Source organism: Flavobacterium sp. UBA5153 (genome assembly GCA_002413745.1).
Classification (GTDB): domain Bacteria; phylum Bacteroidota; class Bacteroidia; order Flavobacteriales; family Flavobacteriaceae; genus Flavobacterium.
The window spans coordinates 73,961-90,907 of sequence record DHXP01000025.1; the positions used below are offsets into that span (position 1 = coordinate 73,961).

A 16,947-nucleotide genomic window follows, 5' to 3' on the forward strand; every position below is an offset into this window, starting at 1 on the left:
ATTAATACAATGGATTCCTATAAATATATTCGTTAGCCATTTGTTCGATTTCCTGTTTTGTCTTTACTCTTGTAGAGGTTATCCAATTCACAATGTCCGATTTTTTAAAATACAATCGTTTTCCAGTTTTAAAGTATGGTATTTTACGTTCATGGATTAATCCATATACAGATGGTTTAGCTAAACCTATAAAACTGGATACTTGTTCTAAATTCATAAATTCTTGCTCGTCATTCGAAACAGCATTTAGTTTTTCAATTGCTTTTTCTATGCTATTCAATTTCTCTAATATAATTTCAAAAGGATTTTCCATTTTTAATGTAAAATTAAAACGGAAAATTTAAAGACTTAATTTATTAGATAGAAAATACGGCATCATTTCTGAAATTTTCATTCTCATTGTATTTGACATATCCCAATTGATTAGTTACCAATTTTGTTTTTCCGATAGAGAAGTCAGGTACATTGCAATGATGGTGACCATAGATCCAATAGTCAATTTCGTTATTTTCGATGACTAAAGCCATTTCTGTTCCAAAAGCTTCATTTATATTGCTATTGGCATACTTCTCTGGATAATTGATAAAAGTTGGCGGATGATGGCTTATTACAACCGTGGGAGCATCTGTTTTGGTTTTGAAAATTTCTTCTAAAAAGGATCGGCTTTCAAGATGGAACTGATTATAATCTTGGACAGTTAATCTTTTTTCATTTTTTCGAATTACTCTAAAATCAGATAGGCTTTGTTCTATTATAAATTGTTTTTCTGCCGAAATGTGCGACCATAAGGTTGAAAAGACTAGTCTTACTCCATTGATAGTTTTTACCGTATTGTTGAGTAAAGTTACATTATCTCTGATTTTCTCTTCAAAAGAACCACTTCTTGTGGAAATATCCGAATTGTAGTATTCGTGGTTGCCGGGAATCCAAAACGTTTGCTCAAAATGTTCGGATACATAATCAAAGAATTTTTGATGTTGGTGTATTTCTTTAAAAAGCACAATGTCTCCAGCCAAAATTAGAATATCTCCTTTGGGTATGATAGGATTTTCCAAAACCCATTTACGGTTTTCTAAAAATTCTAAATGCAGATCGGAGCAATATTGAATTTTCATAACTTATTTGAAGAGTGTTTATAGTAATTATTGTTTTATAATTGAATCTGTTTCCACCAAGGTTTAATGAACTCTATTACGTCATTAATACCTCTTTTTTTGATTTCAAGATCCATATTGTCTAATGTATTTTCCCAAATATGGTGTTTACCATCTACATATAAATAAATAACATTGGGCATATTCCAGTAAAATTTGAATCCTTCAAATTTAAATTCTAACTCTTTTTTTTGATTTTTGTAATACTGAAACGAAGGATTTAGTTTGTTTTCATCAATATTAAAACAAAATTCGAATCTATTCGTTACTTTAATATCCACTTTGTCAATGTAGCTTTTACAAATAAAACTGTTTTCATCTCCTAACTTGCAATTAGTATCAAAAACAAACTTCTTGTGAATAAAAACTTTATTAAATTGTTTTAATCTGTCTTCGGCTTTTTCTTTTTTAGTTTTTAGTATTTCCATTTCAAAACCTTCTTCAATGGTTTCTCTACTCATTCTTTCAAGTTCAGCCCCGTTTTTGATTTCAAGTATTTCTTCTAATGCCTCTTGAAAAATTTGCTCATCATCATTTCTTTTTCTCCATGTTTCTGTTTCATTATCTTCATCAATGTCTATTTTATGTAGCAAAACGCCCATTTCCCGATTATTCTTTTCGGAATATTCATAAAGGTTCATCGATGCTATTAGTAGATAATTTTCGTTGTAATAACATTTAGAATGAACGTTGGGATGATGCATTAAGTTTAAATTATCAAGCGCTAACAATTTTGTTTTGTCTTTATCAGACAATTTGTTCTCTCGATAGATAATTATGGTTTCTACGCCACGTTTATTGGCATTGAAAAGACAATTATAGATGTTGTCAGACAATTGCATAAATGGCGTTATAATCACTAACGCTCTTTCTGTTTCGTTTATTATTTTGGGAATCCAGTTTATTAAACCTTTGGTATTTAAAAATTTGGGCATATCAATAATTTATTCATTACTTCCTAAAAAGTAGATTGGGTGTAGGGGCAATAGATTCTTTTGTTCGTCGTTCAATTTTGCGTAATATTCTTGCCATAAAGAAGTCAATCTGTCAAAGTTTATAAGTTCGATATGTTCTCTTGAATCTCTGGCTTCTTTAATAGCAGGTTTTGAAAAAGTTCCTGAGGTTACAAATATTCCAACATCGGAATTTCTTTTTAGGGTTCCTGATAATTTTTGAATTTCATCAGAAGACACATTGTCATTAGGTCTATGTTTTACCTGTACAATAATTCGTGGTTGTCTCGTTCCAAGCGGATCTGTATAGGCAATTATATCAATGCCTCCATCAGGACCTCTTTGAGCAACATCAGAAATAAAATACCCCATTGCTCTTAATAATTCAGCAACTAAATCTTGAAACTCGTATGGGTTTTTACTAATAATGAAATTTCTAATTCCGTTAAAAGCTTCTTCTTCGTATTGACTTAAAATTGCTTTTTGTGCTTGAATGATATTGTCTTCTGAAAACTCCTCTCCTTCCAAACCTTCAATTTCTACTGTTTTTTTTCTGTTTCCGTCCCATTCACGATACAGTTTGGTTGCAGTTTCTAATAGTTTTTCTTTTCCAAGTTTGATTGCTTTTTCACCTTCCTCGGTAAGTATCCAAGTACCTTTGTTTTTTCGTAAAAACCCTGCTTTCATACAGTCTATTGTAAAAAAACGCAAAACAGATTCCCATCGAATATTCCCCGTCTTTTCTAAGCGATGACTTTCATATTCATCAAAAATAAGCGTTTCTCTAATTTTATCTACGACATCTTTGCCACGCATTTCTCCACCAGCTTCTTTCAATATTTTAAAGGTTGCAAAAATGGTTTTCTCTGCTATTTGTTGTGATTTTGATTTTGACATATTTTTTTATATTTTATCATCAGATTCAAACATTTGTTCTGAACCATTAGTTTCTAATTCAATTTCTTCTATTTGTTTTTTAAAATGTAACCTTGGATTTTCAACAAATCTCACTCTATTTATAGGTAAATTATGTAACATTCTATAGTGGGAAAAAAACTTGTTTTCCTCATCTTCCCATTTACTACCCATTCCATTAATATAATTATAATACAACATTAACTGTTCATCATTTGACATTTGTGCTCTTAAAATTTTTAAATATTCTCTAGATTGTTGGTAGTCAAATATCCCTTTTTTTTCTTTGTCTACTACATATTTGACCGTGTTAAATAAGTGTCTGTAATAATGCGCTAACCTTGACTCGTGACCAGTAAAAGGGGCATACTTAATATGAAGATCAATATCTCCTTGAATATCTTTAAAAGTTGTTTTTAAACCAAGCTCTTTTTTATGGTCATCTCTTATCTTTTTTAATTTGATTCTCATTTTAGAGATAATATCAGAATCTTTTTCATTTGGAGTGATCGAACTAGAAACTGAACCAAAGAAAAATAACCGATACCCAATTTTTAATAATTCTGTATCATTAGTTAGCGATTTATACTCTTGACAAAAACCATAACAAGCTGTCAATTCTTTAATCATAGAAACAAAAACTTTTCTTCCTTCTACAAACCTTTCAGTTTGAATTTTTGATTCAGTAGACTTTGTTAATACACCTTTTTCTCTTTCAAGAGAATTACCTAATAATACTCCATAACCAGATATTTTCATTTCATTGACATTCTCTTTATGTAAACGAATCATCTCAAAAAAGATATTTTCAAATCTTTGGATTGTAATATCATTTTTCTGCTGTTCATTAGCTTTATATTGAACCCAAAAAGCTAAAAAAGTTAACATTGCAGCAGAAATTGCCACTATTGGGCTAATGAATCCTGTAGCAGTTGATCCTAAAGAACTTAATTTGGTGTAATCATATTTTTCAGGGAAAAATGTTGGAAATAAAAGAATAAGAAATAAAATGATTGCCAAACCAATAAAAAATAAACTTAAACCACTTCCAAATTTATAAATAGCTCCCTCTTGATTCTCTTGTTTTATCTTGATCATTTGTTTTAAATATTTTTTTGTGTTTGCTTTTTTTTAATATTTAAACAATTATAATTTCATTTTCTTCAAACCAGCCAAATTGTAATGCATTTTTTGTCACAATTTCAGGACTATCAGAGTAAGCGACTATAGCTAAACTTTCTTCTGCTCTGCTGCATGCTACATAGAAAAGTCTTCGGGTCCTATCATTACCGGTTTCTTTACCCTCTTCCATATTTTTTTTATCTGTAACACTTAATTCTTTTGAACCAAAAAGTTTATCATAGCTAAATAAAAAACCTCTTGATTCCTCATCATCTAGAATAACCATTACTCTAGGATATTCTAATCCTTTAACACCTTGATGGGTACCAAATTTTGACTCTTCGGATAAATAATTATTGTATTGTCTGATTTGGGAAAATGGATTAGATAAAGCTAAGTCCCAAGCATCAATAATGTTGTCAGTAATTTCATCTTCTTCTTCATTGTTTTCCAAATTATCTGCAATTATCTGTTCCGATTTAGTTCTTTTAGCTATTGGTATTAAACTATCTGGTATTGGGAACAAGCCAGAATTAGATATGTTTTGTAATATATCAACTAACAGCGGATCATTATTTTCATTCCACAATGAAAATAGCTCTGATAATGCTTTGTTTGCTTTTTTGATATTTTCTATTTGTTCATAATTTTTAAAGATTTCATCTCTTTTTAAATAAATAGAATTTTTTTTAACAATTCGAGCAATTGCAAATTTATCGTCGGTTTCATTTGCATCAACTAAGGGTAAAATTATTTTAGTAAAAAAGTTTGCTCCGGAGAGAGTGCCATCTAATAATCCAGTGGATAGTTTATCTTCCTTATACAATGGTTCAAAAAAATCTAAAAACCCCATTCTTCTTGCTGCCATATGATGTTCAAGAATTAAGGTTTTTACATCTGCTTTATCTATACTACTATTCCACAATGAATCCTGTGTTATATCAGACATTTTTCGAGTAACTAAAGTCTCTATTTCTTGTTTGTTTTGTCCTCTTTGACAAATAAAAAGTCTTACAAAACCTTGCTCCTTTTCAGTACGAGGGTTTTGTTTTTGTCCATCAACATTTTGTCTAATATTATTTATTAGAGTTATTATCCTCTTATTAGAACGATGGTTCATTCTCTTTACTGGTTTAATCCAATCTTGAGGTAATCCTTGTTCTAAATTTTCTTTTCCATCAGAATATATTCTTTGCATTGTATCCCCAAATAAACCTAAGGAAAAAGAATCTTTCTTATTTTTTTGAAGTTCAAAAAAAGCATCTATTAATTCTTTTTTAGTATCCTGACTTTCATCTATTAAAACTATTGGGAATTTACAAACTAATAAATCTTGCATTAATGGCTTAGACTTTATAAAATCTGCTGCAATGCTTACAACTTCAGAATGATTTAAAGAATCTTTAGAAATATTATCACCATTTGGATTATACCTAAATTGAATAATATTATCTAGATTTTTAAGCCTTTTAGATTTTGATTCAATTTTTTTAGCTCTATCTATCGATGTCTTATTTTGTAAGTTTCTGCTTTTACTTTGCTCATCTTCTAATTTAGAAATTTCAGAAAACAAATTGATTTTCAACCATTTTTTTATGTCTTGATTAAAGTTTTTGATTAATTCCCAAGCATAACTATGTATTGTGCTTACCGAAAATATAGGGTCATACTTTAGTCTATGAATTATTTCATCACAGGCGGCATTGGTATATGTTATAATCGCAACTTTTTTCCTATTTAATCTAAATTGCTTTCCATATTCAGATTTAAAGTCAATTAATACATTAACCAGAGACCTTGTTTTTCCTGATCCCGCACCAGCAAAAAGGAAAAAACTTTTAGGATTTTCAAGGTTTAAACAATTATATATTTCTTTATCAACATAATTATCAGCATCATTATTAGGTGTCTCTAAATTCATAATTAATTATTTTTCACTAATATTTAAACCGTCTTTTTTGCTTACTAATTTTTCTTCAAGCCAATCTAATCCTTCTTTAATATATTGTGGTGTTGTCAAATCATTGGGTTCTTGGAAATATAAAAGTTCTAATGCAAATTCTGCCTTTTTAGCTCCGTTAGCTGTTATAACTTCATACATTTCCTTTGCTGATTTTTCAATATCAACAATCTTTGATGCATTGATCATCTTAGCTAAAAGTCCAGTCCCTTTTGATATTTTTTCAAAAATCGCTCTATTTTCCATAACTAATGAATCTTCAAAAGTATATGGAAATACTTCTACATATCTACTTCCATCATTAATTTTTAATGGTATTTGGTATGCAACTTTAATCGGAAAGACAGTATGTTCTTTTTCAATAGAACTTAGTTTCAAAAGCTCATCAAGTTCCTCTTTTATTGGGATCCACTTTTTTAAAGTATCATTGCCTGTCTTATATCCTTTTGATTTTTCTGGTGAAGTTTTTGTATTGTTCTTAGTAGAATCAACGGAATCCAAATCTGTAATAATTAAAGTAACTATCCCCAACCTTTCAATAAGAGGTTTTAAAGTATGTGCATGACTACCGCCAATTTCTAATATTGATATGTAGCAAGAAGTTAAATTTTTATGTTGCTTTTTTATAAAATGAGGCACCAGCATTCTCTCAACCGGACCTTCAACCATAATTACTGCATCTGCAAAAAATAAATCACTATGAGTAGTTTTTAAATATCTTATTGCAAATTTTGTTGAATCATCTACTGTTCCAAAAGTTTCTGATAGGTTTACAACTGTAGAAGTATTAACTAACCCCTTTTCTGCTTGATTTCTTTTAAAATAACGTAATGAAGTAAAATCTATTTCATGTGCAATATGGTTAGAATGAGTGCTAATTAGAAGTTGAGTTTTGAAATTTTCACCTTTTAAATCCGAATGGTTTCTTAGTACTTTGTATGCTTCCTTAATAAAAACTTGTTGTACCTGAGCATGTAAATGAGCTTCTGGTTCTTCTATCAAAACCAAATGCAAAGGTTCAAATTCTTTCTCGGTAATTTTATTATCAGCATTATAAATTTTTCCAACCTGCATCCATTCGTCTCTAAATCTAATGAGTTTAAAAATCATAGATATTAGATTTTGATAACCTAAACCATTGTATTTTTCAGGTAAGGTTAGTTTTGAATTTTCTTCACATAAATTATACTGAACAGAAGAGTCATGATTTAAACTATCAACTGTATTGAATTTACTTGATAAGTTGATTGTTGGATTACCAAATCCAGGATAATTAAGTTTTTCAAGTTCATCTAAAGATGATTTAAAGCTTTCTTTTAAATCATTATCAAAGAGTTCTTTAGCTTGTTGAATCGCATTTAATGCCTTTATATCATCTTCTGTTGGATTTTCAGATGGATTAAGATGTTTATCATAATAGCTTCTTAATTGGCTTGACAGATTTTTTATATTAGATGTGTTTTCGTTGCTGTCAGAATTGACATCTGAAAAACCTCTTTGTGCATTTATTATATCGACTTTTATAAGACCACTAATTACATTAATATCTAAAGGAATACTATCATTTGGAAGTTTTTGAGGTGAAATTTTTATTGATGGATTTAATAAATATGTCTTTACTGAAAACAACTTATTTATATTACTTTTTTTGTCCAAGAAATCCCATAAATCATCTGGCCATAACTTAAAATCATTTTCGCCTACAATTGATTTTGAATTATTATAAGTTGATATGAATTCTTTATATAACTCTTCAATATTATTTGGCTCAAATCGTAATCTAACACCTAATGAACCACCAGCCCAATCAAGAGTTGGTATTAAATGGCTTACGTAATGAATTTCATTTGATTTTACAGTTAACCATATATCTAATGTTGGTAAATTATCTGTCCAACTTTCTATTGTAAAATCTAGATTGCTAAAATCTGTTTCATTAATCCAAGATTCTCCAATCTTATTTAAATCTAACCAATTTGTAAGAGTAAAATCTCTTGTCGAAAACTTTGCTTTTTTTAAAAAGATAATAAGAGCGTCCATAGCAGTTGTTTTACCACTATTATTTGCACCGACTAAAACAGTTTCTTTTTCGGAAAAATCAATTCTACAGCTCTTTAACTTTCTAAAATTTTGGATGTCAACACAATCTATATTCATTTTTGTAAATATTTTTTTATTATTCCTTCCTCACTAAATCCTAACAAAGATTCTTAATTAGCTTGCCTTTTTGATTTTATCTACCCCACCTTCGCAAACCCGCTCACAAAAGTTTCCACAAACCCAATGATTTTACTCAAAATCCTATCCCCTGTTTTCTTACGTTCTAAAACTTTGGGTTTTTCTCCTTCAATTAAATCCAGAAGTTCGTCTCGAAGAGGTTCTCGTTCCGCAAAGAGGTAATTTTCTATGAGCTGTTCCGTTTTTTCTTCGGATAGGTTTTCTTCTTTTACCAGTTGCTTGAAGGCTTTTATTTGTTCCTCGTTCCAGTATTTTTCAAACTGGTCTGGGAGGTCTTCTGTGTCTTCTATGTTGGGAAGATTTTCAAGTATGAAACGTTCTATTAATTCTCGTTTGCTTCGCAAGTTGGCTTCTCCTGTGAGTAAATCTATGATTTCTTTTTGCTTTTTGATTTTCTCGTGCGGGTCTGCATTTTTAAGCGTTGCCAATAAATTCAGAATATAAGTAACATTAATTTCGTCTCGGTGTATTAATTCCAATTCAAAATCGACGTCTTCCAGTATAGAAACTTTTTCTTTGGTGTGGTCATTTTTGACTTTATCGTATAAATCGAGGTATTTGCTTTTGTAGTCTTCAAACAATTGCTCGTCCATATCCAAATCTTCCATCGTGAAATCGGAGAAAGTAGTCAGTACATTTTTAAGTCGCATCAACTCTCGGAATGCTTTTACAAATTCCAACTCTTCTTTTTCATTTTGCAAATCGTTTACACTGTTCACCGTTGGCACAATCTTCAAAAGTGCCGTAACCGCTTCGCCAAATTGCTGCACATAATTCTCATAAGGCTGCATAATAATTACGTCTATGGCATCTTTGTTCGAGAAGAGCGCAATAGCATCATCGGTGGCTTTTTTGAGGTTCCGGAAAACAATAATATTTCCTTGTGATTTCTGTTCGTTAAGTATTCTATTGGTTCTAGAATAGGCTTGAATCAATCCGTGATGTTTCAAGTTTTTGTCGACATACATTGTGTTCAGGTTTGGACTGTCAAAACCAGTTAAAAACATATTGACTACCAACAGAATATCGATATTTTTATTTTTGACATTCTTGGAAATATCATTGTAATAATTGTAGAATAAAACGCTGTCTTTGGTAGAGAATTTTGTGCCAAACATCGTGTTATAATCTCCAATAAATTCGTCCAGCTTTTCTCTGGAATGCTTGTTCAAACCATATAGTGCTTTTGGTTCTTCGACTACCGATAATTCTTCGGGTATAAAACCATTGGCATCGGCATCATCTTCATTGGCAGCATAACTAAAAATGGTTGCAATTTTCAAATTATGTTTGCCTTCAACTTTTTTGGCTTGAAGTATTTCGTAGTATTTAATCAACGTTTCCACGCTGCTCACACAAAACATAGCGGTAAATTCCCTGCTGTGGGTTTTGCGGTTGTGATTGTCTATGATGTAATCAGCAATTTTATTCAAACGCAAAGGTGATTCCATTAATTCCTTCGTATCTATGTCTTCTACCTCAATATCGATGTTGGTTTTGCTGTCGTCCTTTTGTTTATAACGCCCCACATATTCCACGGAGAATTTCAAAACATTCTCATCTTTGATGGCATCCGTAATTACGTATTTATGCAAACATTCTCCAAACAATTCTTTGGTGGTACGTTTTCCTAATTCGTTTTTTACGGCATTATCAGCAAAAATGGGTGTTCCCGTGAAACCAAATAATTGGATATTATTGAAAAATGATTTAATGCGGTTGTGGGTTTCTCCAAACTGGGAACGGTGGCATTCATCAAAAATAAATACAATTCGTTCGTCTTTCAGTTTGTCCATTTTGTTCAAATACTGCTTTTTGCTGATAGCTGTATTTAGTTTTTGGATGGTGGTTACAATCAGTTTGGTATCGTCTGTAAACTGTTTGACCAATGCTTTTGTATTGTCCGTTCCGTCAATGCTTCCTTTGCTGAAACTATTAAATTCTTTGGTAGTTTGATAATCCAAATCTTTTCTGTCCACGACAAAAACCACTTTTTTGACCTGTGGTAAATTCATTAAAATCTGGCTGGCTTTAAATGAAGTCAAGGTTTTTCCTGAACCTGTGGTATGCCAGATGTAGGCATTTTTGTTGGTATTCTTTACCGTTTCAACCAATGCTTCTACGGCATAATATTGATAGGGGCGAAGCACCATTAGTATTTTATAGGCTTCACTCAACACAATGTATTTGCATATCATTTTGGAAATATGACACGGATCCAGAAAGTCTGTGGTAAAACCGTTTAATATATTGGTCAGGCGATTGTTGGCTACATCCGTCCAATAAAAAGTTTGTTTGAAAGACTGGTTTCTATTATTGGCGTAGTATTTTGTGTTTACACCGTTACTGATAACGAAAATCTGAACGTATTGAAACAAGGCGGAATTGACTCCAAAAGAATGGCGTTGGTAACGGTTGATTTGGTTGAAGGCTTCCTTGAGTTCCAGTCCACGGCGTTTCAATTCGATTTGTACCATTGGCAAACCATTAATCAACAGCGTAACATCATATCTGTTTTTATAGACGCCATCTATAGAAATTTGGTGCGTAACCTGAAATTGGTTCTGACACCAATGTTCCGAATTGATGAACTCAAAGTACAAATCCTCTCCGTTGTCTTTTACAATATGTTGTCTTTCTCGAAGTGTTTTGGCTTTTTCAAAAACAGATCCTTTACTCAAAATATTTAGTACCCTTTCAAATTCTTTGGGTGAGAACTCTTTTTTGTTGTGCTTCTCCAGCTGGGATTTCAGATTGGTAAGTAGGTCTTTTTCATCAACAATAGTGACTAAACCATAGCCCATATTTTGCAATTGGACTACTAATTGTTCTTCAAGAATTTGTTCGGGTTGTTTCGCCATTTTCAATTTGTTAGTACAACTTTTTATCTATGCTTGTACTAATGGCGTACTGTTTGTTTTCGTGATTGATACGTCCAAGAATAATTGCGGGATTAATTTTGTTTTTAGTAGAAAATTTCAAAATCATAGAGTCTGAAAAATCAAATGGATCATTAATTTTCGACCAAATAGCTTGTGGTATTAAACTCTCTTTGGCAAATTCATCTGCTTCTTTTTCAATATATTCTAAATGCGAACTTTTTGTAGTTAGGTCAAAGAATTGTTGTTCTTTATCCGTTTTTAAATGCAAATCAATATGTCCTATTTCGTGCATAATTGTAAAAGCAAAATTATCAATCCTATTATGTCTTAATGTTAATGCAATGGCAGGATTGTCGCCTGACCAAAAAGTATAACCATCAATAGGTGTTTGTTCTAATTTTGGAACCAAAATAAATTTAATTCCATATTGATTCAATTTATTCTTGACTTGGTTTACGGCTTCTTTATTTTGAAAAAAAACAGTTTGAAGTTCCTGTACTAAATCGGGTAGTTTTTCAGGATTAAACGAATTAACTTCTTGTTTGTTCGCTTCATATTTTGCAACAACATTCCAAGCCAAAACATTCTTTTCACTTATTTTTAATTTGTCCGATTTTCTGAAAAGAGAAAATTTCTGTTTTGCCGATAAACCAACTAAATCATCTACATTATTGATGTTGTACATTTCTTTTATTTTGGCAATATCAGTAGTTAACTCATCAACTAAGTAGCTTAATTTTCTAAAATAATTTACAGGAACATACTCTTTTATGATTTTCCAGATGTCAATGTTTATTATTTTTTGAATATTTTTTTGTTTTATCCGTGCTGAATCCAACTCGTATTGTGATTGAAAACGCATCCAATACTCGGCTGAAATTCCTAATGTTTTCTCAAGCAACAACGCTGTTTCTGCCGTTACGGGCCTTTTTTCTTTTATGATTTCGTTTAACATTGTTTTTTGCATTCCAATCTCAACGGCAAAATCTTTTTGATTAATTTTTCGAGCCTCCAATTCATCTTTTAATAAACCTCCTGGATGTGACGCAATAAAGGGGATGTGATTTCTGGTTTCCATTTTTAATCTCTTTATTTGTAGTGATTGCTTAATTCAATTATCGAACAAATTGTAATCGTTTTTGGCGGTGTACCTTGAATGTTGCTTTTAAACTCAATACGGTATTGGTTATTTACTCGAACTGATTCCAAGCCCTCTTTGTTTCCTGATAATTTTTCGTAGTTCAAACTGTTTATTTGAAACAGTTCTTCCAAATTGCTGGCGTTTTCTAATCGACTGATTACTTTGACATACTGTTTTATTATTTGAGGCTGAAAACGATACTTTTTTTCTTTGGTTTTACCGTTTTCATACAATTCTCTCAAATACTCTTTTTCAAATTCGATTACCATATTTTGGTTTTTCGTGGTACAAATGTACAACAATTAGTTGTTATTATTCACTAAATAAGTGAATTATTTTGTAATCACACAAACATTCTCTGCAACAATCCTTTTTTCCAAACCTCCGTATTCGCAATCTGCGCCTGACACTGATTGATTTTATCATCTATCGCCGATAGAAAATTAGCGATTTTGGTTTGTTCTTTAAGGCTGGGAATTTGAAGATGGATTTCTGAAAGCATTGTAAAATGTCGTTTGTATCCTTGTTGTTGTATATTATTAAAGATTAAATTATAAAAAACATATTTAGGATTATCATTTTTGCATTTTAATAATTTGGTTCCATCTGCTCCGACTACAAACTCAAAATCAATATATTTTAATGCAGTTGTATGGTCTCCAAAAACTATTATAGGATAATTTGTAAATAAGAATTCGATTTCATCACAATAACCAGCAATTAAATTCTGACCTTGGTCAATAACCTTATATTTCCCAAATTCTTTAATTTCAGCAGTTTTTATTTGATGTTTTTTTGTTGGTAATGATTGTAAGCATTCCCCCAACTTCTTCTTCTTCCAATCCGCAAACGCATTCCCTTTATCATCAGTAAACCGTAATTCTTGTGAGAATATTTGTTGCATCACGCCTTTTTTGTATTGCTCCAGTAGGTTTTTCTTTTGCTTCAAGGCTTGCAGTTTTTTATCTACTGCCGTGAGGAATGTGGCGATTTTTTGTTGTTCCGGGAGGGTGGGAATTTGGATTTCTAATGCTTTTAAATCTGGTAAATCTAATTTTCCAGCACCAATACCTGTTCCAGTTACCATATTTAAAATCATTGGCTCAAAAGCTGTAAACCAATTCAAAATAAATTCTGATGTTGAGTAATTATCAACTACAATAGATTTTACATCTTGATTAAAAGCAACATCTTTTGAAACAATTCCAATAGGAATTTTATTGAAAAGCATACTCCCACGAACTAAAATAAGTAAACTTCCTTTTTTTGCTAATTTCGAACCTTTTTTTAATCCTGCGTTTGTTATTTTAAGTTCCGAATCTGAATAAACTATACCTCGCATACTAGAAGCACTAATCCAAGGAATATCGCCATCCCAGTATAAAGGATTGTCTTTTGGAGGTGTTCCGCCTGATGCCCAACTCGTGATTTCCCCCAATTTCTTTAATTCCCATTCTCCTTTAAATTCAGGAAAACGCAAGGTGGGAGTGTTTTTGTTTGCTGTAGGCATTAGTTGGATTTGTTTTTTAATTTGTCTTCTAATTGCTTTAGTTCTTCCAAATCCTGCTCATCGGCTTGTTGAGCTTCCAGTTGTTTTCGTTGCGTACTAAACTTTTCGTAAATGGCATCTACTTTTTTCTCCATTTGTAAGTGACTTACTTTGCCTGGGTGGTTTAATACTTTTTTATCGTTGAATTCAATAATACGATTGACATTGGTTTTCCAAAAATTCATCGTGATGTCTTGTCTGTTTTTGGCTCTTAATTCGGCAGTTTCAAGAAACACGACCACAAAGCGGTTTAGTGTGTCAATTTCATCACTTGTCAGATAGTTTTTGGCAGTATAAATATCTCCTTTTCGAACAATTGCTCCTTTCCAACTGGTTAATGCCATATTGGGGTCATTGGGGTTGGCACGAGAAACCACTATTTCAGCAGCCGTTTTTCCTGTAATGGCATACAGGATTTTATTTTGTGTTTCGGCAAAGAACATTTGTGTAGCCTTATCGGTTTTATCATAATCACTACTCAAGGAAAATAGGTCACGTACTTTTTGATAAAATCGTTTTTCAGAGGCTCGTATGTCACGAATTCTGGCTAGTAATTCATCAAAATGATCTATTCTTCCGTTGGGGTTTTTAAGACGTTCGTCGTCCATAACAAAACCCTTAATCATATATTCTTGCAGGTTTTGGTTCGCCCATTGACGGAACTGCGTGCCTCTTTTGCTTCGTACCCTAAAGCCTATCGCTAAAATCATGGCAAGGGAATAAAAAGTAACATTGTAATTCTTGCCGTCTGCGGCAGTTGTTAAGTAATCCTTAACAACTGAATTAGAATCTAATTCGTTTTCTTTCAGTATTTTAGATATGTGCATACTGACGTTAGGCACAGAGGTGTCAAAAAGTTCAGCCAATTGATTTTGGTTCATCCAAGCATCACCATCTCTGGTAAAAAGGGCTACCGAAGATTTGCCATCAATCGTATTGTAAATAATAATATCTTGTTTTTCCATATTAAAAAGGCGTTGCAATATTCAATTGTTTGCAAAAATCAGCTATCGTTTTGTCAGTATTGGCAATTTGCGTGTCCAATGCTTTTATATCATTCGCAATAGCGTTAATGTCAATGCTGTCTTCGGCTTCAAACGTATCTACATAACGAGGAATGTTAAGGTTGTAATCGTTGGTGGCAATTTCTGCCAATGTAGCCCGCTTGCTATATTTGTCTTCTTCCAAACGCTGGCGGTAGGTTGAAATAATTTTGTCAATGTGTTCTTCCCGCAATACGTTTTGGGTTTTCACCTTTTCAAAATGCCGGCTGGCATCTATAAATAAAACATCTTCGGGGTTTTCACGGCATTTTTTAAATACCATAATACAAGTTGGTATGCTTGTTCCGTAAAAAATATTGGCTGGCAAGCCAATTACGGCATCTAAATAATTACGGTTTTCAATCAAATATTTGCGAATATGTTGTTCTGCTCCACCACGAAACAAAGCACCGTGTGGCAAGACTAATGCCATCGTACCATTTTCGGCCAAATGGTGAATCATGTGTTGCACAAAAGCAAAGTCGGCTTTTGAGCTTGGGGCTAATTTTCCGTATTGCGAAAAACGATCGTCAGAGGTAAACAAAGGATTGGCACTCCAGTTTGCCGAAAATGGAGGATTGGCCACAATGGCTTCAAAGGTCATCCCCAGATGTTGCGGATGCTCTAAAGTGTCTTCCTGTTTAATATCGAATTTACGGTAATGCACGCCGTGCAAAATCATATTCATTCGGCAAAGATTGTAAGTAGTACGGTTCATTTCTTGACCGTAAAAATTACTCACTTCCTTAACTTGTCTGGCAATGCGAAGCAGCAAAGAGCCGCTTCCCGATGTGGGGTCATAAGCCGATTTTAGCTTGGTTTTTCCAGTAGTTACAATTTTTGCCAATATGGTACTTACTTCTTGTGGGGTATAAAATTCTCCCGCTTTTTTTCCTGCGCCACTGGCAAACTGCCCAATCAAATATTCATAAGCATCGCCCAAAACATCCAATTCGGTATCCTCAAGTTTGAAATCTATTTTATCTAAATGCGAAAGTACTTTGGCGATAATTTCGTTTCGGGCATCGGGAGTTTTGCCCAGTTTGGTGCTGTTCAAATCCATATCCTCGAAGAGATTGTCAAAATCGTCCTCGCTATCCGTACCCATTGTGCTTAACTGGATATTAATCAGGATTTTTTGAAGGTCTTCAATGATAAAATTGTTTATGCCTTCCACATCGCTGTTTCCACGTTTGGCAATTTCGCTAAAAAGTTCGTTGGGTTTCAGAAAATAACCTAGTTTGTCTAATGATTCTTCTTTAATAGCGGCAATGTATTCCGCTCCTTCTGGAGTTGTGTCATCAATATTTCGGAATTGTAAACCGTCTTCTTTTAAAATGGAATTGGCGTAAAGCTCCATTTTTTCAGCAAGATATTTAAAGAAAATAAATCCTAATATGTAATCTCGGAACTCGTCGGCATTCATTTTTCCACGGAGGGTATTGGCAATATTCCAAAGTTGTTGCTCCAACTGCTTTTTCTGGTCTTCTGACATTATAAATGGTTATATTATTTCTTTCCGCTAATGTATTGAATATTTAAGGAAGAATTATTGAGGGAAACCGTAAAGGGGGATTATTTTTTATTATTAATCAAATTAATAAACTTGTTTTCAGTTTCTTTTAATCGTTTTCGTTGATGACATATCCTTTTGCCAAATAATCTCTTAACTGTTGGGTTGCCCATCGACGGAATTGTGTCCCTTGTTTTGATTTCACGCGATAGCCTACGGATATAATGACATCGAAGTTGTAGAAATTGGGTTTCATAAGTTTTTCTGTCTTTTGCAGTATGTGCAAAAAATGCACACACTGAATTTTTATCCAGTTCACCTTCTCTAAAAACATTGTTGATATGTTTGTTTATTACCGTTCTATCCCTATCAAATAAAAGAGTGATTTGCTTTTGATTGAGCCAAACAGTATCCTTCTCAAGATTTACTTGTAATACCATTGGTTAATATGTTTTAGTCCAATCGTTCTGGTATAAT

At 32.4% G+C, this 16,947-nt stretch carries 14 protein-coding genes; all 14 read right to left on the minus strand.

The window, feature by feature from the left end:
* Position 1: 1 nt before the first annotated feature.
* The 14 genes from B2145_RS05490 to rhuM all read right to left on the minus strand — a co-directional run bounded on the left by B2145_RS05490 (position 2) and on the right by rhuM (position 16,726).
* Positions 2 to 313 carry a helix-turn-helix domain-containing protein gene (locus B2145_RS05490; protein ID WP_291099357.1) on the minus strand — a complete coding sequence of 104 codons (312 nt, stop codon included), beginning with the start codon at positions 311 to 313 and terminating at the stop codon, positions 2 to 4.
* Positions 314 to 356: 43 nt separating this feature from the next.
* Positions 357 to 1,115, minus strand: coding sequence for a metallophosphoesterase (locus B2145_RS05495; RefSeq protein ID WP_291099359.1), 759 nt, complete (start codon positions 1,113 to 1,115; stop codon positions 357 to 359).
* 35 nt (positions 1,116 to 1,150) lie between these two features.
* Positions 1,151 to 2,089, minus strand: a complete 939-nt coding sequence (locus B2145_RS05500; protein ID WP_291099362.1) for a phospholipase D-like domain-containing protein — start codon at positions 2,087 to 2,089, stop codon at positions 1,151 to 1,153.
* Between the two features lie 9 nt (positions 2,090 to 2,098).
* Positions 2,099 to 3,004 carry an Mrr restriction system protein gene (locus B2145_RS05505; protein ID WP_291099365.1) on the minus strand — a complete coding sequence of 302 codons (906 nt, stop codon included), beginning with the start codon at positions 3,002 to 3,004 and terminating at the stop codon, positions 2,099 to 2,101.
* A 6-nt stretch (positions 3,005 to 3,010) separates the two neighbouring features.
* Positions 3,011 to 4,120, minus strand: a complete 1,110-nt coding sequence (locus B2145_RS05510; RefSeq protein ID WP_291099368.1) for a putative phage abortive infection protein — start codon at positions 4,118 to 4,120, stop codon at positions 3,011 to 3,013.
* Positions 4,121 to 4,160: 40 nt separating this feature from the next.
* A complete protein-coding gene (locus tag B2145_RS05515; RefSeq protein WP_291099371.1) occupies positions 4,161 to 6,065 on the minus strand; it encodes a UvrD-helicase domain-containing protein in 1,905 nt (634 codons plus the stop codon).
* A gap of 6 nt (positions 6,066 to 6,071) precedes the next feature.
* Positions 6,072 to 8,261: an AAA family ATPase gene (locus B2145_RS05520; protein WP_291099374.1), complete on the minus strand. Its 2,190-nt coding sequence runs from the start codon at positions 8,259 to 8,261 to the stop codon at positions 6,072 to 6,074.
* An 80-nt stretch (positions 8,262 to 8,341) separates the two neighbouring features.
* On the minus strand, positions 8,342 to 11,203 hold the full coding sequence (locus B2145_RS05525; protein ID WP_291099377.1) for a type I restriction endonuclease subunit R: 2,862 nt from the start codon (positions 11,201 to 11,203) through the stop codon (positions 8,342 to 8,344).
* Positions 11,204 to 11,213: 10 nt separating this feature from the next.
* Positions 11,214 to 12,302, minus strand: coding sequence for a HigA family addiction module antitoxin (locus tag B2145_RS05530; protein ID WP_291099379.1), 1,089 nt, complete (start codon positions 12,300 to 12,302; stop codon positions 11,214 to 11,216).
* An 11-nt stretch (positions 12,303 to 12,313) separates the two neighbouring features.
* Positions 12,314 to 12,634, minus strand: a complete 321-nt coding sequence (locus tag B2145_RS05535; protein ID WP_291099382.1) for a type II toxin-antitoxin system RelE/ParE family toxin — start codon at positions 12,632 to 12,634, stop codon at positions 12,314 to 12,316.
* A gap of 74 nt (positions 12,635 to 12,708) precedes the next feature.
* Positions 12,709 to 13,875: a restriction endonuclease subunit S gene (locus tag B2145_RS05540; protein ID WP_291099385.1), complete on the minus strand. Its 1,167-nt coding sequence runs from the start codon at positions 13,873 to 13,875 to the stop codon at positions 12,709 to 12,711.
* Positions 13,875 to 14,879, minus strand: coding sequence for a virulence RhuM family protein (locus B2145_RS05545; RefSeq protein ID WP_291099387.1), 1,005 nt, complete (start codon positions 14,877 to 14,879; stop codon positions 13,875 to 13,877). Before B2145_RS05545 ends, B2145_RS05540 begins: the two co-directional genes overlap by 1 nt.
* Position 14,880: 1 nt before the next feature.
* Positions 14,881 to 16,452: a type I restriction-modification system subunit M gene (locus tag B2145_RS05550; RefSeq protein ID WP_291099388.1), complete on the minus strand. Its 1,572-nt coding sequence runs from the start codon at positions 16,450 to 16,452 to the stop codon at positions 14,881 to 14,883.
* Positions 16,453 to 16,579: 127 nt separating this feature from the next.
* Positions 16,580 to 16,726, minus strand: coding sequence for a RhuM family protein (gene rhuM / locus B2145_RS05555; protein WP_291099391.1), 147 nt, complete (start codon positions 16,724 to 16,726; stop codon positions 16,580 to 16,582).
* Between the last annotated feature and the right edge of the window lie 221 nt (positions 16,727 to 16,947).